The organism is Streptomyces sp. LUP30 (genome assembly GCF_001746365.1).
Taxonomy (GTDB): Bacteria; Actinomycetota; Actinomycetes; order Streptomycetales; family Streptomycetaceae; genus Streptomyces.
In genome coordinates this window covers 44,724-66,131 of record NZ_MJAJ01000067.1, presented here as the reverse complement: position 1 = coordinate 66,131, position 21,408 = coordinate 44,724, and the positions used below count along the sequence as shown (strand labels likewise).

Annotated in this window: 2 protein-coding genes; both read right to left on the bottom strand. The window is 75.1% G+C overall.

Annotation, left to right across the window (positions count from 1 at the left end):
- Positions 1 to 228: 228 nt before the first annotated feature.
- On the bottom strand, positions 229 to 11,130 hold the full coding sequence (locus BG482_RS35880; RefSeq protein WP_069773408.1) for a type I polyketide synthase: 10,902 nt from the start codon (positions 11,128 to 11,130) through the stop codon (positions 229 to 231).
- Between the two features lie 37 nt (positions 11,131 to 11,167).
- The gene (locus BG482_RS35875) at positions 11,168 to 21,370 is read right to left on the bottom strand and encodes a type I polyketide synthase (protein WP_069773407.1); all 10,203 of its coding nucleotides are present in this window, start codon (positions 21,368 to 21,370) and stop codon (positions 11,168 to 11,170) included.
- Positions 21,371 to 21,408: the final 38 nt, after the last annotated feature.

The window sequence follows — 21,408 nt, the reverse complement described above, 5'->3', positions numbered from 1 at the left end:
ATGGGACGATGGACGGACTCTGACAATCCGGGGCCGCCATCCCCCAGGCACCGTCGGCACAAGGAGCGGCAGAGATCGTTCCCGATCCTTGCCAAGCAGTATGTCGAGGGGGGCACTAGGTCTTTCTCTAAACCCGGCCCGGCGATGCCCTGGAGACCGTCTGCCGGCAAGGCCGAGGGCCCTGCCCCCCGTCGAGCGGGGGGCAGGGCCCTCGGTGCGGGGAGCCGGTCAGGCGCCTCGGGCGGTGAGCCAGCCGTCGGTGGCCCCGGCGGTGGAGCGGGCGTGGTCCTCCATCATCGTGAAGTGGTTGCCGGGGACGTCGAGGACGGTGTGGGCGCGGTGCCAGGACGTCTGCCACTCCTCGGGCCGCATCTCCTCACCGGGTTCCGCGGGCACCGGGGGCTCGCTGGAACGCACCAGCAGCACGGGGCACTCCAGGGGGCCCGGCTCCCATTCCCCGATCATCGCGACGTACCAGCTCATCGCGGTGAGCCGATCCGAGTCCATGTGCGCGAACATCGACTCCCGTTCGAACATGCCGCTGAGCATCTGCTGGGAGAAGCGCAGGAACGGGGAGTCGGCCCGGGGCATATAGGTGTCCAGCAGGACGACGGCGGCCGGCGGAGCGCCGCGCTCCTGCATCCGCCGAGCGGCGGAGAGGGCGAGGACCCCACCGGACGACGAGCCGAGCAGGACCGGCCGGACGTCCCCGACGGTCCGCCGTACGGCGTCGGCGTGCAGGTCGGCCACCGCCTCGAAGGTCGCCGGCAGCGCCTCACCCGTGCCGAAGCCCTGGGTGGGCAGCGCCCAGACGTCGCGGCGGCCGCGGAACGGAGAGGCGAACCGGGCGTACTGGTGGACACCGGCGAGGGCGACATAGGAGCTGAAGCAGACCAGCGGTGCCGCGGCGCCGCCTGCCGAGAGCCGGATCGCCCCGGGCAGGCCGGGGAGTTCGTCCGGCGAGGTGAAGGTGGGACGCAGTTCCGCCGCCGCCTGGAGCAGGGTGAAGCCGTCGTCGACACGGTCGTCGAGGCAGGCCTGCTTGAACAGGCCACCGAGGGTGTCCTCGGGGCGGATGCCCGACGCGCCCGCAGCCTTCTGTTCCCCGCCGGTCTCCTGCGGGGCCCGCCGGGCGAGCCGGGCGTGCACATGGGCGGCGAGGGCCTCTGGCGTGGCGTGGTCGAACAGAAGGGTCGGCGCCAGCTTCAGGCCGGTGGCCGTGGCGAGGTGGTTGCGGAGTTCGACCACCGTGAGGGAGTCGAAGCCCTGCTCGGTGAAGAGCCGGTCGGGCTCCACCTCGTCAGCGCTCGCGTGCCCCAGCACGGTGGCGGCGAGGTCGCGCACCAGACCGAGCAGCACGGTGCGCCCCTCTTCCGCGGAGCGTCCCGCCAGCAGCGACGGGCCGGCCGGCTCCGATGGACCGGAGGCGCTCCTGCGTCGCGCCGCCGCGGTGCCGGGCTGCAGCATCGAACGGACTCCTGCCCGGCCCGAACCGGTGGCGACGGCGATCACGGCGGGGTCGGCCGTGGTGAGCGCGTCGTCGAGAAGGGCGAGGGCGTCCTCGGTGGTCAAAGGACGCAGGCCGCCGCGGCTCAGCCGGCCCCGGTCGGTTGGGGACAGACGGGCGGTGATGCCGCTGTCGTCGCTCCACAGGCCCCAGGCGACGGACGCGGCGGGTCGTCCCGTTGAGCGTCTGAGAGCGGCGAGGCCGTCGAGGAAGGCGTTCGCCGCCGCGTAGTTGGCCTGGCCGGGAGCGCCGAAGGTGCCCGCCGCCGAGGAGAACAGCACGAACGCGGCCGGACGGTGGTCCGTCGTGGCGTGGTGGAGGTTCCAGGCGCCGTCCGCCTTCGGGCGCAGGACCGTGTCGAAGCGCGCCCCGTCGAGTGCGGTGAGGACGGCGTCGTCGGTGACACCGGCCGCGTGGATCACTCCGGTCAGCGGCGCGTCGGCGGGCACGTGGGTCAACAGCAGTTCGACGTCGGCTCGCCGGGCGACGTCGCAGGCCTCCAGACGTACTCGGGCGCCCAGCTCCGTCAGCTCGGACACCAGAGCGTCCGCCCCGTCCGCGGCGGGGCCGCGTCGTCCGGCGAGCAGCAGCGACCGCACACCGTGCCGGGTGACGAGGTGGCGGGCGACGGCCCGGCCGAGGGCGCCGGTGGCGCCGGTGACGAGCACCGTGCCCGCGGCGAGGTCGGGTATGTCGCCGGGGGCGGCGGGCACGGCGTCGGGGTACAGGACCCGGCCGTCGCGGACCGCACTGTGCGGGCGGCCGGCGGCGATCGCTGCGAGCAGTGCGGCCTCGTCGCCGGCCTCGGTCCCGCCGGGCAGGTCCACCAGCTGGAACCGGCCGGGGTGTTCGGTCTGTCCGGCGCGGACCAGTCCCCACAGGGCGGCAGCGGTCACATCCGGCGGGACCACGCCCGCGGATGCGTCGTCCCGGCCCGCCGTCACGGCGCGGCGGGTGACGAACACGAGCCGGGCGTCGGCGTACCGCTCGTCGGCGAGCCAGCCGCTCATCACCTCGTGAGCGCGGGACAGGCGGCCCCGCAACGCCTCGGGCATGCCGTGGTCGCCGACGTGACACGCCTCCGGGGCGACGACGACCGCCTCGGGCATCGTCATGCCGGTGTCGAGCGCCTTGGCGAGCGACTCGAGGTCGGCGTAGGTCTCCACGTGGACCCCGGCCGCGTCGAGGGAGGCGACCACCCGGTCGTCGCCCCCGCCGAGGACGATCCAGCGGACCGTGCGCGGGGCGGGCGGCTCGGGGGCGGGAAGCGCCTCCTGCCAGTCCAGGCGCAGCAGTTCGGGCCGGCCCGTCCCCGCCGCGGCCGGGGCGGCCGACACCGCCCGCAGGGTGATCGCATCGGCGGTGGCGACGGCCCGGCCGGTGGTGTCGGTGACCAGGACCCGGTAGCCGTGGTCGTGGCCGGCGGGGCTCAGGCGGACACGCAGCGCGGTCGCGCCGGTGGCGTGCAGGGTCAGCCCGGTCCACGCGAACGGCAGCATCGGCGCCGTGTCCTCGTCGTCGCGCGGCAGCCCGGGGCGTCTGACCAGCAGAGCCTGGACGGCCGCGTCGAGCAGGGCGGGGTGCAGGGCGTGCCGGGAGGCGTCCTCCCGGTACGGTTCCGGCAGGGCGACCTCGGCGTACACCTCCTCGCCGCGCTCCCACACGCTGCCCAGGCCGCGGAAGCTCGGACCGTAGGCGAAGCCCGCGGCGGCGAAGGCCGGGTAGGGGTCCTCGCCGGAGACGAGGGAGGCTCCCGGCGGGGGCCAGGCGGCCAGGTCGTCTTCCGGTACGGACGTCGGCTGCGGGGCGAGGACGCCTTGGGCGTGGCGCTGCCATTCCCCGTCGTCCGCAGAGGGCCTCGACCATACGGCGAAGGCACGGCGGCCCTGATCGTCGGCGGCTTCCACGGTGACCTGTAGGTGGGCGGCGCCCTCGGAGGGCACGACGAGCGGGCTGAGCAGGGTGAGTTCGCTCAGGTGGCCGCAGCCGGTGCGGTCGCCCACGTGCACGGCGAGGTCGAGGTAGCCGGTGGCGGGCAGGATGACCTGCCCGAGGACGGCGTGGTCGGCGAGCCAGGGGTGGCTGCGCAGTGACAGCCGTCCGGTGAACAGCGGGGCGTCCGAGCCCGCGCGGGCTATCTCGGCCGCGAGGAACGGGTGGTCCGCGGGGTGAAGTCCGGCGGCGTCGGGGTCGCCGGCCGGGGCCACGGTCGGCAGCCAGAACCGCTGCCGCTGGAAAGCGTAGGTGGGCAACGGCACGGGGCGGGCGCCGGGGAGGAGCGCTGTCCAGTCGGGTTCGGCGCCGTGCGCGAACAGTGTGCCGACGGCGCGGAGCAGACAGCCGGTCTCTGGCTCGTCCCGCAGGACCGCTGCCGCGAACACCGTTTTGGCCGCGTCGGGCTCCGCCTCGGCGAGTGACGTCTCGGCGAGCGTGGTGAGCGAACTGTCCGGCCCGACCTCCAGGAAGCGGCGGACGCCGAGGCCGTGCAGCCGGGTGACGCAGTCGTGGAAGCGGACCGGCTCGCGAAGGTGCCGCACCCAGTGCTCGGGGTCGGTGAGCAGACCGGCGGTGGCCGGTTCACCGGTGCGTGCGGAGACGACGGACAGGACCGGCTCGTCGTAGGAGATGCCGGCGGCGACCGCGCGGAAGTCGTCGAGCGCCGGATCCATGAGCGGGGAGTGGAAGGCGTGGCTGACCCGGAGCCGCGTCGTGCGCCGGCCGGCCGCCGAGAACTGCTCGCATATCCGGGCGACGGCCTCCTCCGTGCCGGAGACGACGGTCGCGGAGGGCCCGTTGAGGGCGGCGATGCCGACTTCGCGTTCCCGTCCGGCCAGCAGCGGCAGGACCTCCTGTTCGGTGGCCCGGATCGAGGCCATCGCGCCGCCTGAGGGGAGCGCCTGCATGAGCCGGCCGCGGGCGGCGACCAGGGCGCAGGCGTCGTCGAGGGAGAACACTCCGGCGACATGGGCCGCGGCGATCTCGCCGACGGAGTGGCCGGCGACATGATCGGGGCGGACGCCCCACGACTCCAGCAGGCGGTACAGGGCCACTTCGAAGGCGAACAGGGCGGGCTGTGCGTGCTCGGTGCGGTTCAGGAGTCCGGCGTCGTCTCCCAGGACCACCGCCCGCAGTCCCGGAACGCGTTCGCACACGGCGTCGAAGGCCTGCGCGAACACCGGATGGGCGGCGTGCAGTTCGCGGCCCATGCCGGGCCGCTGCGCCCCCTGGCCGGTGAACAGGAAGGCCGTGCGGCCGCCCGCTCGTGCGGTGCCGGTGACCGTGCCGGGCAGCGGCGTTCCCTCGGCCAGGGCCCGCAACCGGGCGGCGAGGCCGTCGTGGTCGTCTCCGATGACGACGGCTCGGTGGGTGAACGGCGTCCGGGTGGTCGCCAGCGCCAACGCGGTGTCGGCGATGCCGACTTCGGGGTGTGCGCTGACGTGGTCGAGCAGACGGGCGGCCTGGTCGCGCAGGGCGTCACGGCTACGACCGGTGACGATCCAGGGCACCGGCACCGACGCCTGGCCCTGCGATGGGACGGCGAGAGGTTCGCCGGTGTGCGATTCGTCGGCGTCGGACGTGTCGTGCGGTCCGTCGGCTGCGCCTTCGTCGTGCAGCTCGTCGGCGACGCCTTCCAGGATGACGTGCGCATTGGTGCCGCTGATACCGAACGACGACACACCCGCACGCCGCGGACGCCCGGCCTCCACCTCCCAGACCCGCGCCCGCGTCACCAACTCCACCGCACCCGCCGCCCAGTCCACATGCGACGACGGCTCATCCACATGCAACGTCGCCGGCACCACACCCGACCGCATCGCCAACACCATCTTCATCACACCCGCCACACCGGCACCCGCCTGCGTATGACCCACATTCGACTTCACCGACCCCAACCACAACGGCCGATCCACCGAACGCCCCTGACCATAGGTCGCCAGCAACGCCTGCGCCTCGATCGGATCACCCAACCGCGTCCCCGTACCATGCGCCTCCACCACATCCACATCCACCGCCGACACACCCGCATCCGCCAACGCAGCCCGGATCACCCGCTGCTGCGACGGACCGTTCGGCGCACTCAACCCGTTCGACGCACCGTCCTGATTCACCGCCGAACCCCGCACCACCGCCAGCACCGGATGCCCCAGCCGACGCGCATCCGACAACCGCTCCACCAACAACAGACCACCACCCTCAGAAAACCCCGTCCCGTCCGCCGCCTCCGCGAACGCCTTGCACCGACCGTCCACCGCCAACCCCTGCTGACGACTGAAGTCCACGAACAGACCGGGCGTCGACATCACGGTGACGCCGCCGGCCAGCGCCAGGTCGCACTCCCCCGCGCGCAGCGCCTGTGCCGCCAGATGCAGGGCCACCAGCGACGACGAGCAGGCGGTGTCGACGGTGACCGCCGGGCCTTCCAGCCCGAAGGTGTAGGAGACGCGGCCCGACAGGACGCTCGCGGAGTTGCCCGTGCCCAGGTGGGCGCCGACGTCGTCGCCGGGCGCTATCGGACGGGAGGTGTAGTCCTGGTAGTTCGTGCCGGCGAACACACCGGTCCGGCTGCCGCGCAGCGACCGCGGATCAATCCCCGCCCGCTCGAACGTCTCCCAGGCGGTCTCGAGCAGCAGCCTCTGTTGTGGGTCCATGGCCAGAGCCTCGCGGGGCGAGATGGCGAAGACGCCGGGATCGAAGTCGGCGAAGCCGTCCAGGAATCCACCGGTGAGTGTGGCGGTACGGCCCGCCGTGCCGGGTTCGGGATGGTAGAGCCCGGCCACGTCCCAGTCCCGGTCCTCCGGGAAGGGGCCCATCACGTCGGTCCCGTCGGCCAGCAGTTGCCAGAACCGCTCCGGCGTGTCCGCCCCGCCGGGGAAGCGGCAGGCCATGCCGACGATCACGACCGGGTCCTCGGCCGTGTCCCGGCGGGTGACGGCGACCGCGGAGGCGGAGGCGCCCGCCGGGGTGAGCTGCTCGCCGAGGTACTCGGCCAGGGCCGCGGGCGTGGGGTAGTCGTACACGAGGGTGGCGGGCAGCCGCATGCCGGTCGCCTCGCCCAGGGTGTTGCGCAGCTCGACGGCGGTGAGGGAGTCGAAGCCGAGTTCCCGGAATGCCCGGGCCGGCTCGACGTCGTCGAGGCTCGGATGGTTGAGGACGTAGGCGATGTGTCCGCGCACCAGCGCGAGCAGGGCATGCCGGCGGTCGGCCTCCCCGAGGGCGGCGATCGTGGCCATCACGTCGTTGTCGTCGCCGCCGGAGACGGCCGGGGCGGCGTCGCGCTGCGCGCGCAGCTGTCCCAGATCCGGAAGTTCGGCGTAGAGACGGCGCGGGCGGCCCTTGCCGAGCTCCGCCCCGAACACCTCCCAGTCGATGTCGGTGACCACGAGCGCGGTGTCGTCCTGGTCCAGGGCGTCTTGCAGGGCCGTGACGGCGACGGCGGGGTCCATGAGGCGGACGCCGTGGCGCTGGAGTCGTTCGCCGACCGTGCCGGAGGCCATGCCTCCCTCGGCCCAGCCGCTCCATGCGATCGCCGTGGCCGGCAGACCGCGCGAGCGGCGGTCCTCGGCGAGGGCGTCCAGGTAGGCGTTGCCGGGGGCGTAGTTGCCGTGTCCGGGGCTGCCGAAGACACCCGAAGAGGAGGAGAACAGCACGAAGGCGGAGAGGTCCAGGCCGGCGGTCGCGGCGTCGAGGTTCCGTGCGCCTCCCGCCTTCACCCGCAGGACCTCGGCGAGGCGCTCGGGAGTGAGCGAGCCGATGACCCCGTCGTCGAGAACGGCGGCGGTGTGGAAGACGGCTGTGAGGGGGCGCTCCCCGGGGACGGAGGCCAGCAGGCCGGCGAGGTCCGCGGGGTCGGCGACGTCGCAGGCGACGAGGTCCGCGCGGGCGCCGAGAGCGGTCAGTTCGGCGAGGAGCCCGGCGGCGCATTCCGCCTCGGGGCCGGAGCGGCTGACCAGGAGGAGGTGCTCCGCTCCTTCGCGGGCGAGCCAGCGGGCCACGTGACGGCCGAGGGCGCCGGTGCCTCCGGTCACGAGGACGGTGCCCTCCGGTCGCCACCGGCGCCGGCCGGCGAGCCCGCCGACGGCTGCGCGCTCCAGCCGGCGGCCCAGGGTGCCGGTGGCGCGTACGGCGACCTGGTCCTCGTGGTCGGTTCCGGCGAGGACGGCGACGACCCGGTCGGCGGTGCGTGCGTCGAGCTGATCGGGCAGGTCGATCAGGCCGCCCCAGCAGTCGGCCTGTTCCAGGGCGACGACCCGTCCGAAGCCCCAGACGAGGGCCTGGGCCGGTGAGGCGGGGGCCTCGCCGGCACGGGTGGCCACGGCGCCGCGGGTGAGGAACCACACCGGCAGCCGGACGTTGAGGTCGTCCATGGCCTGCACCAGGGCGACGGTGGAGGCGAAACCACCGTGCAGCAGCGGGTGCCGAGGATGCGCGCTGCCGTCGAGGGCGAGCAGGGACAGGACACCGCGGGCGTCGGCCGTCGCCTCGGCCATCACGGCGGCGAGCGCCGGGCGGTCGGCGTGCTCGTCGACCACGACGAGCACGCAGTCGGCGCCGGCGCGGGCCAGGGCGGCCTGCACACGGGTGGCCTCGGGACCGTCGTGGTGGCCGCGGGGCACGACGAGGATCCAGCGGCCGGTGAGGGTCGGCGTCGGCGTGTCCTGCAGCGGGCGCCAGGTGATGCGGTAACGCCAGCGGTCGGCGGTGGCACGGTCGTTGCCGCGCCGCCGGTAGTCGGCCAGGGCGGGGAGCAGCGCGGCCGTGGCCTGTTCGTCGAGGCTGAGAGCTTCGGCGAGGGCGGTGAGGTCGCCGGACTCGACGGCCTGCCAGAGGGGGGCGTCCTGGGCGCCGGCGGTCACGGTGGGCGCGGCGGCGGTGAACCCTGGCCAGTACCGGCGGCGTTGGAAGGCGTACACGGGCAGGTCGACGCGGTGCGCGGGCTCGTCGTGGACGGCGTCGAAGTCGACGGATCCGCCGCGGACGGCGAGTCCGGCCACGGAGGCGAGGAAGCGTTCCCTCCCGCCCTCGTCGCGGCGCAGGGTGCCGAGGACGGCGCCGCCGGTGATGCCGAGTTCGTCGAGGATGTCGCCGACCGCCGTGGTGACCACGGGGTGCGGGCTCATCTCGACGAAGACGCGCTGTCCGGCTTCGGCGAGAGCGCGCACGGTGCTCTCGAAGCGGACGGTGCGGCGGATGTTGTCGTACCAGTAGGCGGCGTCGAGCGTGGTGGTGTCCTCGACCCGGTTCCCGGTGACCGTGGAATGGAATGGGATCTCGGCGGGGCGCGGGCGCACCGGTGCGAATCCGGCGAGCAGGGCGTCGCGGACCTCCTCCACCTGGGCGCAGTGCGAGGCGTAGTCCACCGGCACGCGGCGGGCGCGGATTCCGTCTTCGGTGAGGCGGGCCAGCAGTTCGGCCAGCGGTTCGGCGTCCCCGGACACGGTGACGGACCGCGGGCCGGTGACGGAGCCGACGGAGACGCGGCCGTCGTAGGGGGCGATGAGACGTTCGACCTCGGCGAGCGCCAGCGGTACGGCGACCATGCCGCCGCGGCCGGTGATGGCGGTGAGTTCCCGGGAGCGGGTGACGACGACCAGGGCCGCGTCCCGGAGGGTGAGGACGCCCGCGATGTGTGCGGCGGCGATCTCGCCCTGGCTCTGTCCGGCGACCGCGGCGGGGCGGACCCCGCACGCCATCCACAGCCGGGCGAGGGCGACGCAGACGACGAACAGGGTGGGCTGGACGACGTCGAGGCGCTCCAGGGGCGGGGCGTCGGCGGCGCCCCGCAGCACGTCCAGGACGCGGAAGTCGACGAACTCCTCCACGGCGGCGGCGGCTTCGTCGAAGAAGGCACGGAACCGGGCGTCGGCGTCGTGGAGTTCGGCGGCCATGCCCTCCCACTGCGGCCCCTGGCCGGGGAAGAGGAAGACCGGGTCGCCCTCGGCGTCGGCGACGCCGCGCACCACGGCGGGGTCGGGGGCGCCGTCGGCCAGGGCGCTCAGGCCGCGCAGGAGGACGTCGGTGCCGGGGGCGACGACGACGGCACGGTGTTCGAGTGCGGACCGGGTGGTCGCGAGGGACCAGGCGAGGTCGGCGAGGCGCGGGGCGCCGTCCGGGTCGGCGCGCAGGCTTGCGGCGAGCCGGCGGGCCTGGTCGCGCAGGGCGGACGCGGTGCGGCCGGACACGGTGAAGGCGCGCGGGCGGGGCGTGTCGCCCGAGGGTCCGGTGGTCTCGTCCGGCTCGGTCGGCGGGGCCTGTTCCAGGATGACGTGGGCGTTGGTGCCGCTGACGCCGAACGAGGACACGCCCGCGCGGCGCGGGCGGTCGCCGACGGCGGGCCAGCCGCGGGCTTCGGTGAGCAGTTCGACGTTTCCGGCGGTCCAGTCCACGTGCCGGCTCGGCCGGTCGACGTGGAGGGTCGCGGGCAGCCGGCCCGCGCGCAGCGCGAGGACCGTCTTGATGACGCCGGCGACACCTGCCGCGGCCTGCGTGTGGCCGATGTTCGACTTCACCGAGCCGAGCAGCAGCGGCCGGTCCGCGGGCCGGTCCTGTCCGTAGGTGGCGAGCAGGGCCTGCGCCTCGATGGGGTCGCCGAGGGTGGTGCCGGTGCCGTGCGCCTCGACGGCGTCCACGTCGGCGGGTGCGAGCCTGGCGTTGGTGAGCGCCTGCCAGATGACGCGTTCCTGGGAGGGGCCGTTGGGAGCGGTCAGACCGTTCGACGCGCCGTCCTGGTTGACGGCGGAGCCGCGCAGGACGGCGAGGACGGGATGTCCGAGGCGACGGGCGTCCGAGAGCCGTTCGACGACGAGGACTCCCGCGCCCTCGCCCCAGGCGGTGCCGTCGGCGGTGTCGGCGAAGGCGCGGCAGCGGCCGTCCGGCGACAGGCCGCGCTGGCGGCTGAACTCGAGGAAGATCGTGGGCGTCGACATGACGGTGACGCCGCCGGCCAGCGCCAGGTCGCACTCCCCCGCGCGCAACGCCTGCGCCGCCAGGTGAAGGGTGACGAGGGAGGAGGAGCAGGCGGTGTCGACGGAGACCGCGGGGCCTTCGAGGCCGAGGGTGTAGGAGATCCGGCCTGACAGCACGCTGGGCGCGTTGCCCACTCCGTCGTCGCCGGCGTTGTCGGACAGACTGAGCAGGGTGGTGTAGTCCTGCAGGTTGGTGCCGGAGAACACGCCGGTGCGGCTGCCGCGCAGGGCGAGCGGGTCGATCCCGGCGCGTTCCAGCGCCTCCCAGCAGATCTCCAGCAGGATCCGCTGCTGCGGGTCGGTGCCGACGGCCTCACGCGGCGAGATGCCGAAGAACCCGGCGTCGAAGTCGCCGACACGGTCGATGAATCCGCCGGTGCGGGTGTAGCTGCGGCCGGGCGTGCCGGGTGTCGGGTCGTACAGGGCGTCGACGTCCCAGCCCCGGTCGTGGGGCCACTCGGACATGGCGTCGCCGCCCTTGTCGAGCAGCCGCCACAGATCGTCGGGGTCGCCGACCCCGCCCGGGAAACGGCAGCCCATCGCGACGATCGCGACGGGGTCGTTGCGGTGTGCCTCGGCCGCGGCCAGGCGCTGTCGCGTCTGGTGGAGGTCGGCCGTGACCTTCTTCAGGTAGCCGAGGAGTTTTTCCTCATCGCTCATGTGTTGTCACCCGTTCTCAGGTCCCTTGGCCGCGCCGTCAGGAGATGCCGAGGTCGTTCTCGATGAAGTCGAAGATCTCGTCCGCTCCGGCGGACTGGATCCGGTCGCTGACGTCGTCACCGCCGGTGGCGGGGACGGCGGCGGCAGGGCCGCCGGTGAGGCCGGTGAAACCTGTGAGGAGCGACTGCAGCCGGGCGCCGATGCGGTCGCGCCGGGCGTCGTCCTTGGCCAGTGCGGCCAGGGCGGCCTCCAGGGAGTCGAGGCCGGCGAGGACGGTTTCGGAGCCTTCGGCGTCGTCCGAGAGCCGGCCGCGCAGGTACCCGGCGAGCGCGGTGGCGCTCGGCTGGTCGAACAGCAGGGTGGCGGGCAGGGCGAGGCCGGTGGCGGCGCCGATCCGGTTGCGCAGCTCGACCGCCATCAACGAGTCGAAGCCGAGGGCGTTGAACGCCGTGGCGGCGCCGACCCGGTCGGTGTCGGTGTGGCCGAGGACTGCGGCGGCCTCGGTCCGCACCAAACCGGTCAGGGTGCGTTCGCGTTCGGCCGGGGACTGTCCGGTGAGCCGTTCACGCAGGGCCTGCGGGGCGCCCGTGGAACTCTGCGGGCGGCGGGCGTGCAGGTCACCGACCTCGGGGAGTCCGGAGAGCAAGGGGCTCGGCCGGGAGGTGGTGAAGCCGGGCGCGAAGCGTGCCCAGTCGATGTCGGCGACGGCGAGGACGGCGTCGGTGCGTGCGACGGCGCGGCCGAGGGCGTCGACCGCCCGCTCGGGGTCGAGCGGTTCGATGCCGCCGCGCCGCATGCGGTTCTCGCCGTCGGCGTCTGCGGTGGCCATGCCGCCGCCCGCCCACGGCCCCCAGGCCACAGAGGTGGCGGGCAGCCCGGCGGCTCTGCGCTGTTCGGCCAGGGCGTCCAGGAAGGCGTTGGCCGCCGCGTAGTTGGCCTGGCCGATGGTGCCGAGGGTGCCGGAGATCGACGAGTACAGGACGAACGCGGTGAGTTCGCGCCCGCGCGTCAGTTCGTCGAGATGGCGCGCGGCAGCCAGCTTGGGCCGCAGGACGCGGTCAAGGGCTGCGGCGTCCAGGCCGTCGAGAAGCCGGTCGTCGAGCACGCCCGCGGTGTGCACGACGGCGTCGACGGGGTGCTCGGCGAGCAGTGCGGCGAGCGCGGCGCGGTCGGCGGTGTCGCAGGCGGCAAGGACCAGTTCGGTGCCGGAGTCGGCGAGCGCGTCCTTGAGACGGGAGGCGCCGTCGGAACCCGGACCGGACCGGCTGACGGCCACGATGCGGTCGGCGCCCTGCGCGGCGAGCCAGACGGCCGTGCGCAGACCGAGCGCTCCGGTGGCCCCGGTGAGCAGTACGGTGCCGGACCAGTCGGGCGCCGCCGCCACAGGTGCTCCGGCCGGGACGCGCTCGAGGCGGCGCACGAACGTGCCGGCGGGCCGTACGGCGATCTGGTCCTCGTCCGCCCGGTCGGCGAGCGCTGCGGCCAGGCGTCGGGCCACGTCGCTCGCGACGGCGGTGTCGGTGCCTGCGGGCAGGTCCACCAGACCACCCCAGAGCTGCGGGTGTTCGAGGGCGGCGGTGCGGCCCAGGCCCCACACGGCGGCCTGTTCGGGGACGACGGGCGCCTCCGAACCGAGGACGCCGGCGGCGCCCGCGGTGAGCGCCCACAGGCGCACCGCGTCGGTGCCCGCGGCCCCGTCGGCGAGGGCCTGGACGAGGGCGGCGGTCGCGGCGAGGCCGGCCGGGACGGCGTCGAGTCCGGGCAGCGCGGCGGTGTCGGCGGCGAGCAGCGACAGCACGCCAGTCCAGGGCCCGTCGCCGTCCTGGCGCAGGGCGCCCAGGGCGGTGGCCACGGCCGTGCGGTCGGCGGTGGCGCAGTCGACGGGCAGGACGCGGACGTGGGCGCCGTGCGCGGTGAGCGCGTCCGCGACGGAGGCCGCCCAGGCTCCGCCGTCGAGCCGGTCGGGTACGGCGAGGACCCAGGTGCCACCTGGTGTGGCCGCGTTCTCCGTGGTGGGCCGCCACACGACACGGTGCTCCCAGCCCTGGATCTCCGCCTGCCTGCGGTCCTCGCCGCGCCAGGCGGCGAGGGCGGGCAGGACGGCGCTGAGCGGGGCGTCGGTGTCGACCGCGAGGCGCTCGGCGAGGGCCGGGACGTCCGTCGCCTCGACGAGTTTCCAGAACGCGGCCTCCTGGTCGGCCGCGGCGGGGGCCGGCGCGGACGCCTCCAGCCAGAAGCGCTCGCGCTGGAAGGCGTACGTCGGCAGGGGCACGGGCCGGGCCGCGGCGTCGGCCGACGGCGCCGGCACGTCGCCGAGCCCGTGTACGTGCAGCGTGGCGGCGGCGAGCAGCGCGGAGCGGCCCTCGGGCGTGTCGCGGCGCACCAGGGTTACGGCGGTCATCTCCGCGGAGGCGCTGAGACCGTCCTGGACCAGGGTGGTGAGGGTGGCGTCGGGGCCGAGTTCGAGTGTGAGGGTGACGCCGTTCGCCTCCAGGGTGCGGACGGTGTCGCCGAAGCGGACGGCGCGGCGGACGTGGCGCACCCAGTAGTCGGGGGTGGTCAGGTCGTCGCCGGCCGCGAGGTCGCCGGTCACGTTGGACACGACGGGGACGGTGGGGTGGTGGAAGCGGACGCGGGCGGCGACGGCGCGGAACTCGTCGAGCATGGCGTCCATCAGCGGCGAGTGGAAGGCGTGGCTGACCCGCAGGCGCCGGGTCTTGCGGCCGCGGGCCGTGAACTCGGCGGTGATCGCCTCCACGTCCTCGGCGTGGCCGGAGACGACCACGGAGACCGGTCCGTTGACGGCCGCGACGGCGACGCGGTCGGCCCGGTCCTCCAGCAACGGCCGGACCTCGTCCTCGGTCGCCTCCAGGGCGGCCATGGCGCCGCCCTCGGGCAGGCTCTGCATGAGCCGGCCCCGGGCCGCGACCAGGGCGCAGGCGTCGGCCAGGTCGAGGACTCCGCTGACGTGGGCCGCGGTCAGTTCGCCGATGGAGTGCCCGGCGAGCACGTCGGGCAGCACGCCCCAGGAGCGGACGAGGGCGTGGGCCGCGGTGCCGTACGCGAAGAGGGCGGCCTGCGTGTAGGCGGTGCGGTCCAGCAGGGCGGCCTCGGCGCTGCCCGGGGCGGCGAAGACGACGTCGCGCAGCGGCGGTCCGTCGAGGTGAAGGTCGAGTCCGGCGCACACCTCGTCGAAAGCGCGCGCGTAGACGGGGTGTGCGTCGTACAGGTCGCGGCCCATGCCGGGACGCTGGGCGCCCTGTCCGCTGAACAGGAGGGCGAGCCGTGCGCCGCCGGCGGTGCCGGTGGCGGTACCGGCGTCCGGCTCGCCGGCGGCGACGGCGGCGAGCCCGGCCAGGAGTTCCGCGCGGTCCGCGGCGACGACAGCGGCGCGATGGGCGTGCGGATGGCGGGCGACGGCGAGGGTGCGGGCGAGGTCGCGGGGGTCGTCCTCGTGGCGCAGCAGGTGGGTGTGCAGCCGGGCGGCCTGGGCACGCAGCGCGTCCGGGGTGTGCCCGGAGAGGGGGTGCACCCGGGGCACGGTGGCGGGCGCCTCCCGTTCGGCGGCGGGCTGGGCTGCGGGCGGCTCCTCCAGGACGACGTGGGCGTTGCTGCCGCTGATGCCGAAGGAGGACACGCCCGCGCGGCGCGGGCGGTCGGGGCGGGCCGGCCAGGGACGGGCCTCGGTGAGCAGTTCGATGGCGCCGCTGGACCAGTCGATGTGCGGGGAGGGCTCGTCGACGTGCAGGGTGCGCGGCAGCTCCCCGTGGCGCATGGCCATGACCATCTTGATGACGCCCGCGGCGCCCGCGGCGGCCTGGGTGTGACCGAAGTTGGACTTCGCCGATCCCAGCAGCAGCGGTTCCGCGTCCCGTTCGCGGCCGTAGGTGGCGAACAGCGCCTGGGCCTCGATGGGGTCGCCGAGGGTGGTTCCGGTGCCGTGCGCCTCGACGGCGTCGACGTCGGAGGGGGCGAGCCCGGCCGAGGCCAGCGCCTGCCGGATGACGCGCTCCTGGGAGGGGCCGTTGGGGGCGGTCAGGCCGTTGGAGGCGCCGTCCTGGTTGGTGGCGGAACCGCGGATCACGGCGAGGACGGGGTGGCCTTCGCGGCGGGCGTCGGAGAGGCGTTCCAGCAGGAGCATGCCGACGCCCTCGGAGAAGCTGGTGCCGTCGGCGCCGGCGGCGAAGGCCTTGCAACGGCCGTCGGCCGCCAGCCCGTTCTGGGCCGTGAACTCGGTGTAGGTGCCGGGGGTGGCCATGACCGTGACTCCGCCCGCCAGGGCCATCGAGCACTCGCCCTGGCGCAGGGCGTGGGCGGCGAGGTGCAGGGCGACCAGTGCGGACGAGCAGGCGGTGTCGACCGTCATGGTCGGCCCCTCCAGGCCGAAGGTGTAGGCGACCCGGCCGGAGATGACGCTGCCGGACACGCCGAGTCCGATGTAGCCCTCCATGCCTTCGGGGATGTCGGCCAGGCCGGAGGCGTAGCCGGAGCCCATCGCGCCGACGTAGACGCCGGTGCCGCTGCCGCGCAGCGAGAGCGGATCGATCCCGGCGCGTTCGAAGACCTCCCAGGAGGTCTCCAGCAGCAGCCGCTGCTGGGGGTCCATGGCGAGCGCCTCGCGAGGTGAGATGCCGAAGAGGGAGGCGTCGAAGTGCGTGGCGCCGTAGAGGAATCCGGCCTCCAGGCCGGGCAGGCGGTCCAGGTCCCAGCCACGGTCGGTGGGGAACGCGCCGATGGCGTCGCCGCCCTCGGAGACGAAACGCCACAGGTCCTCGGGGGAGGTGACGCCACCGGGGTACTGGCAGGCCATGGCGACGACGACGACCGGGTCGTCCTCCTCGGCCGCCGCCCTGGTGGTGGCGAACTCCTCTGTGACGCCCGCGAGTTCGCGTACGAGGTGACGGGCGAGCGTGGTGGGGCGGGGGTGGTCGAAGACGAGTGTGGCCGGCAGCCGTAGTCCGGTCTCGGCGTTGAGGCGGTTGCGCAGGTCGACGGAGCTGAGGGAGTCGAAGCCGAGGTCCTTGAAGGACTGTTCGCCGTCGACGGCGCCGGCCGAGCCGTGGCCGAGGGCCACGGCGGCGTGGCGGCGGACCAGCTCGAGCAGGTGGCGCTCCTGTTCGGGTGCGGACAGGCCCGACAGGAGGCGGCTCAGAGCGGAGGTGTCCGCGTCCGCGGCGCGGGCGGTCCGCCGGGCCGGGGCCGCCGGGACGAGGCCGTGCAGGAGGGCGGGCAGCCGTCCGGACGAGGCGGCGGAGCGCAGCGCGGCGGGGTCGGTGCGCAGCGGCGCGAGCAGCGGCTCACCGGCGGCGAGAGCCTCGTCGAGCAGGCTGAGGGCCCGGTCCGGGTCCAGGGCGGGCAGCCCGGAGGCCGCGATGCGGCGCCGGCCGTCCTCGCCGAGCCCGCCGGTCATGCCGCTGTCGTGGTCCCACAGTGTCCAGGCCAGCGAGGTGGCGGGCAGACCGGTGGCGCGGCGGTGGTGGGCCAGGGCGTCCAGGACGGTGTTGGCGGCGGCGTAGTTGGCCTGTCCGGCGCCGCCCAGCAGGCCGGAGGCCGAGGAGAACAGGACGAAAGCGGTGAGGTCGGCGTCCCGGGTCGCGTCGTGCAGGGTGAGCGCGGCGTCCGCCTTCGCCCGCAGCACGGCGGCGAGCCGGTCGGGGGTGAGCGAGCCGAACACGCCGTCGTCGAGGACGCCGGCGGTGTGCACCACGGCGCGCAGCGGTCGCTGTGCGGGCAGCGTGCCGAGGAGGTCGGCCACGGCTCCCGGGTCGGCGGCGTCGCACGCCTCGACGCGTACGTCGGCGCCGTGGGCGGTGAGTTCGTCGGTCAGCTCGCGGGCGCCGGGGGCTTCGGGGCCCTTTCGGGAGGTCAGCACGAGGGAGCGCACGCCGTGAGCTGCGACCAGGTGGCGGGCGACCAGCGCGCCGAGCGCGCCGGTGCCGCCGGTGATGAGGACCGTGCCCTCGGCGTCCCAGACGGGCGCCCGGTCGGCTGCGGGGATGCGGGTCAGCGCGGGGGTGCGCAGCGTGCCGTCGCGCAGGGCGAACTGGGTCGTCCCTGCGCTGACGGCGGCCGCGAGGGCCGCTCGGGAGGCTGCGGTGTCGTCGACGTCGGCGAGGACGACGCGTCCCGGGTTCTCTGTCTGGGCCGAGCGGACCAGCCCCCAGACGGCGGCTGCGGACAGGTCGGTGACGTCCTCGCCGTCGACCGCGCCGACGGCGCCGCGCGTGACGATGACGAGGGGGGCGCTGTCGGTGCGCGGATCGGCCAGCAGCGTCTGCAGGCCGGTCAGGACGCGGCCGGCGATGTCGGCCGGGGTCTCGTCGGGAGCGGAGACGCACGGCAGGATCACGGCCGAGGGGGCGTCGTCGGCGCCGAGCACCGGCCATGTGGGGACCAGGCCCGCCGGGTCGTCGCCGGCGAGCCGCAGGCCGTCGGCGAACGCGTCGTCGGGCAGAGCGGCGTGGGGCGGAGCGGTGTCGCTCCAGCGCACCGCGTACAGGGCGCCGTCGGCGGGCCGGGAGGCGTGCGGGGCGGCCTGGGAGACCGGGCGGCTGACGAGGGAGCCGACGGTGGCGACGGGGCGTCCCGTGCCGTCGGCGAGGTGCAGGCTCACGGCGCCGGAAGGACCGCGCTCCAGGCGGACCCGCAGCCCGGTGGCGCCGACGGCGTGCAGCGTGACGCCGCTGAACGCGAACGGCAGGCCCACGCCTTGCCGTCCGCCACCACCGTCGCCCCCGCCGCCGCCGTCGTCGCCGTCGTCGCCGTCGTCGCCGGCACCGGCGTCGGCGCCGGCGAGCTGGGCGTGCAGGGCTGCGTCCAGAAGCGCCGGGTGCAGGCCGAAGCGTGCGGCGTCGCGGTGCTGGTCCTCCGGGAGGGCCACCTCGGCGTACCAGACGTCGCCGGACCGCCACGCGGCCCGCAGGCCCTGGAAGGCGGGGCCGTACTGGTAGCCCTGGACGGCGAGAGCGTCGTAGAAGCCGTCCAGGGGGACGCTGCGGGCGTCGGCGGGAGGCCAGGCGACGGGCTCGGCCCCGGACGCGGCGGGCGCCGGTGCGAGAACGGCGGTGGCATGCCGGGTCCAGGGGCCGTCGTCGTCGGCGTCGGCCCGGGAGTGCACGGCGACCGGTCTGCGGCCGTCCGCGCCGGGGGCGCCGACGGCGATCTGCAGCTGGACGCCGGAGGCGTCCGGGAGCGCCAGCGGGGCTTCGAGCGTGAGGTCGTCCAGGAGACCGCAGCCGACCTCGTCGCCGGCGCGCAGCACGAGTTCGACGAACGCGGCGCCCGGAAGCAGGACCGTGCCGGACACGGTGTGGTCGGCGAGCCAGGGCTGGGCGCGGGTGGACAGCCGCCCGGTGAGCAGGACCCGGTCGTCGTCGGCGACGCGGACGACGGCTCCGAGCAGCGGGTGGCCGGCGCCGACGAGCCCGGCGCCGGTGACGTCGCCGGCGTCGAGGGAGGGGCGCAGCCAGTAGCGGTCCCCCGTGAACGCGTAGGTGGGCAGGTCGACCCGCGGGTCGGCCGGGTCGCTGCCGAGCAGGACCTCGAGTTCGACGGATGCGCCGTGGACGTGGAGGGCGGCGACGGCCGCGAGCAGCGTGCGGGACTCGGGTCGGTCCTTGCGCAGCACGGGCACGCAGAGGCGGTCGGCGCCGTCGTCGGGCAGCGCGGTCCGGGCGAGCGCGCTGAGGGTGGCGTCGGGGCCGATCTCCAGGTAGCGGGTGACACCGTGGGTGGCGAGCCAGTCGACGCCGTCGGTGAAGCGGACGGTGTGGCGCAGGTGGCGCACCCAGTAGTCGGCCGACGCCAGTTCCTCGGCCGTGGCCGGACGTCCGGTGAGGTCGGAGACGACGGTCAGGCGCGGGGCGTGCGCGGTGACGCTTTCGGCGACGGCCCGGAAGTCGTCCAGGACGGCGTCCATGCGTGCCGAGTGGAAGGCGTGCGAGACCCGCAGCCTGCGGGTGGTGCGGCCGCGGGCCGCGAGTGCGGACGCGACGGCTTCGACGGCGGTCTCGTCGCCGGAGATCACGATGGCGCGCGGGCCGTTGACGGCGGCGACCGACACGGCGTCGCCGTGTGCGGCGAGCAGCGCGGTGACCTCGTCCTCGGCGGCCTCGACGGAGACCATGGCGCCCCCTCGCGGCAGCGCCTGCATCAGCCGCCCGCGGGCGGCGACGAGGCGGCAGGCGTCGGGCAGCGACCACACACCGGCGACGTGGGCGGCGGACAGTTCGCCCAGCGAGTGCCCGAGCACGTACTTGGGCGTGACGCCCCACGATTCCAGCAGGCGGTAGAGGGAGACCTCGACGGCGAACAGGGCGGGCTGGGCGAGGCCGGTCTCCTGCAGCGCCTCGTCGTCCGGGGCGCTGTCGAGGACGGCTTCGCGCAGGCTCAGGCCCAGTTCGGGGTCGAGATGGGCGCAGACCTCGTCGAAGGCGCGGGCGAAGGCCGGGAACGCGCCGTACAGTTCGCGGCCCATGCCGGGCCGCTGGGCGCCCTGTCCGGAGAAGAGGAACGCGGTCGCGCCGCGCAGGGTGCGGCCCGTCACGACGTCCGGATGCGCCTCCCCCGCGGCGAGGGCGCGCAGGGCGTCGCGGGCGCCGGCCGTGTCCTCGGCGAGGACGACGGCCCGGTGTTCGAAGGCCTGCCGGGTACCGGCGAGTGCGCGGGCGGTGACGTGCGGGTCGTCGGCGGAGTGGGCGTCGGCGTGCTCGAGGAGGCGGGCGGCCTGGGCGCGCAGCGCTTCGGCGCCGCGCGCGGACAGCAGCCAGGGCGCCAGCGGCAGCCGCACGGCGGTCGCGGGGGCCGGACCCGCGTCCTCGCTCCCCTCGCTCCCCTCGGCCTGCTCGGTCCCGCCGGGTGCGGCCTCCAGGACGACGTGGGCGTTGGTGCCGCTGATGCCGAAGGACGAGACGGCGGCGCGGCGGGGACGTCCCTCGGTGAGCGGCCAGTCGGCGGCCTCGGTGAGCAGCCGGACGTGACCGGCGTCCCAGTCGACGTGCGTGGAGGGCCGGTCCACGTGCAGCGTGCGCGGCAGCCGTCCGTGCCGGAGGGCCATCACCGTCTTGATGACGCCTGCGACGCCGGCCGCCGCCTGGGTGTGGCCGAGGTTCGACTTCAACGAACCCAGGTGCAGCGGATGTGCGGCGTCCTTGGCACGGCCGTAGGTGGTGAGCAGGGCCTGGGCCTCGATGGGGTCGCCGAGGGTGGTGCCCGTGCCGTGCGCCTCGACGGCGTCGACGTCCGCGGCGGCGATCCCGGCGTTGGCGAGGGCCTGCTCGATGACGCGTTGCTGGGCGGGCCCGTTGGGCGCGGTCAGTCCGTTGGAGGCGCCGTCGGAGTTCACGGCGGAGCCGCGGACCACGGCCAGCACCGGGTGTCCGTTGCGGCGGGCGTCGGAGAGGCGTTCCACCAGCAGCAGTCCCACGCCCTCGGACCAGCCGGTGCCGTCCGCGGCGTCGGCGAAGGCCTTGCAGCGTCCGTCGGGGGCGAGGCCGCGCTGCCTGCTGAACTCGAACAGCAGGCCCGGGGTGGCCATCACGGCGACGCCGCCGGCCATGGCGAGGTCGCACTCGCCCGCCCGCAGGGCCTGCACCGCCCAGTGCAGGGCGACCAGGGAGGAGGAGCAGGCGGTGTCGACGGTGACGGCCGGCCCTTCCAGGCCGAGGACGTAGGAGATACGGCCGGAGGCGACCGAGGTGGCGTTCCCGGCGAGCATCAGTCCGTGCACGTCCTCGGGCACCTCGACCGGGCCCTGACCGTAACCGGAGGTCGCGGCGCCCACGAACACGCCGGTGGAGCTGCCGCGCAGGGTCCGCGGCCGGATCCCGGCGCGCTCCAGCAGCTCCCAGGACGCCTCCAGCAGGATCCGCTGCTGCGGGTCGGTGGCGAGGGCCTCGCGGGGGCTCATCCCGAAGAAGGCGGCGTCGAAGCAGGCGGCGTCGCGCAGGAAGCCGCCCTCGCGGGTGGAGAACGTGCCGGGCCGGTCGGGGTCCGGGTCGTAACGGTCCGCGATGTCCCAGCCCCGGTCCTCCGGCAGTGGGCCGATGGCGTCCCGGCCCTCGTCGACGAGCCGCCACAGGTCCTCGGGCGAACGGATGTCGCCGGGGAAGCGGCAGCTCATCGCGACGACGGCGATGGGCTCCCGGCTGCGGTCCTCGACCTCGCGCAGCCTGCGGCGGGTCTGCCGGAGTTCACCCGTGACCCGCTTGAGGTATTCAACGTACTTGTCGTCGTCAGCCACGAAAGTCACTTCCTTGAACCGGGCGGGGCCGGGGCGTC

Bases quoted from the DNA above. Each gene is read 5' to 3' on its own strand.
- BG482_RS35880 (WP_069773408.1), bottom strand. From the start codon at position 11,130: ATGAGCGATGAGGAAAAACTCCTCGGCTACCTGAAGAAGGTCACGGCC.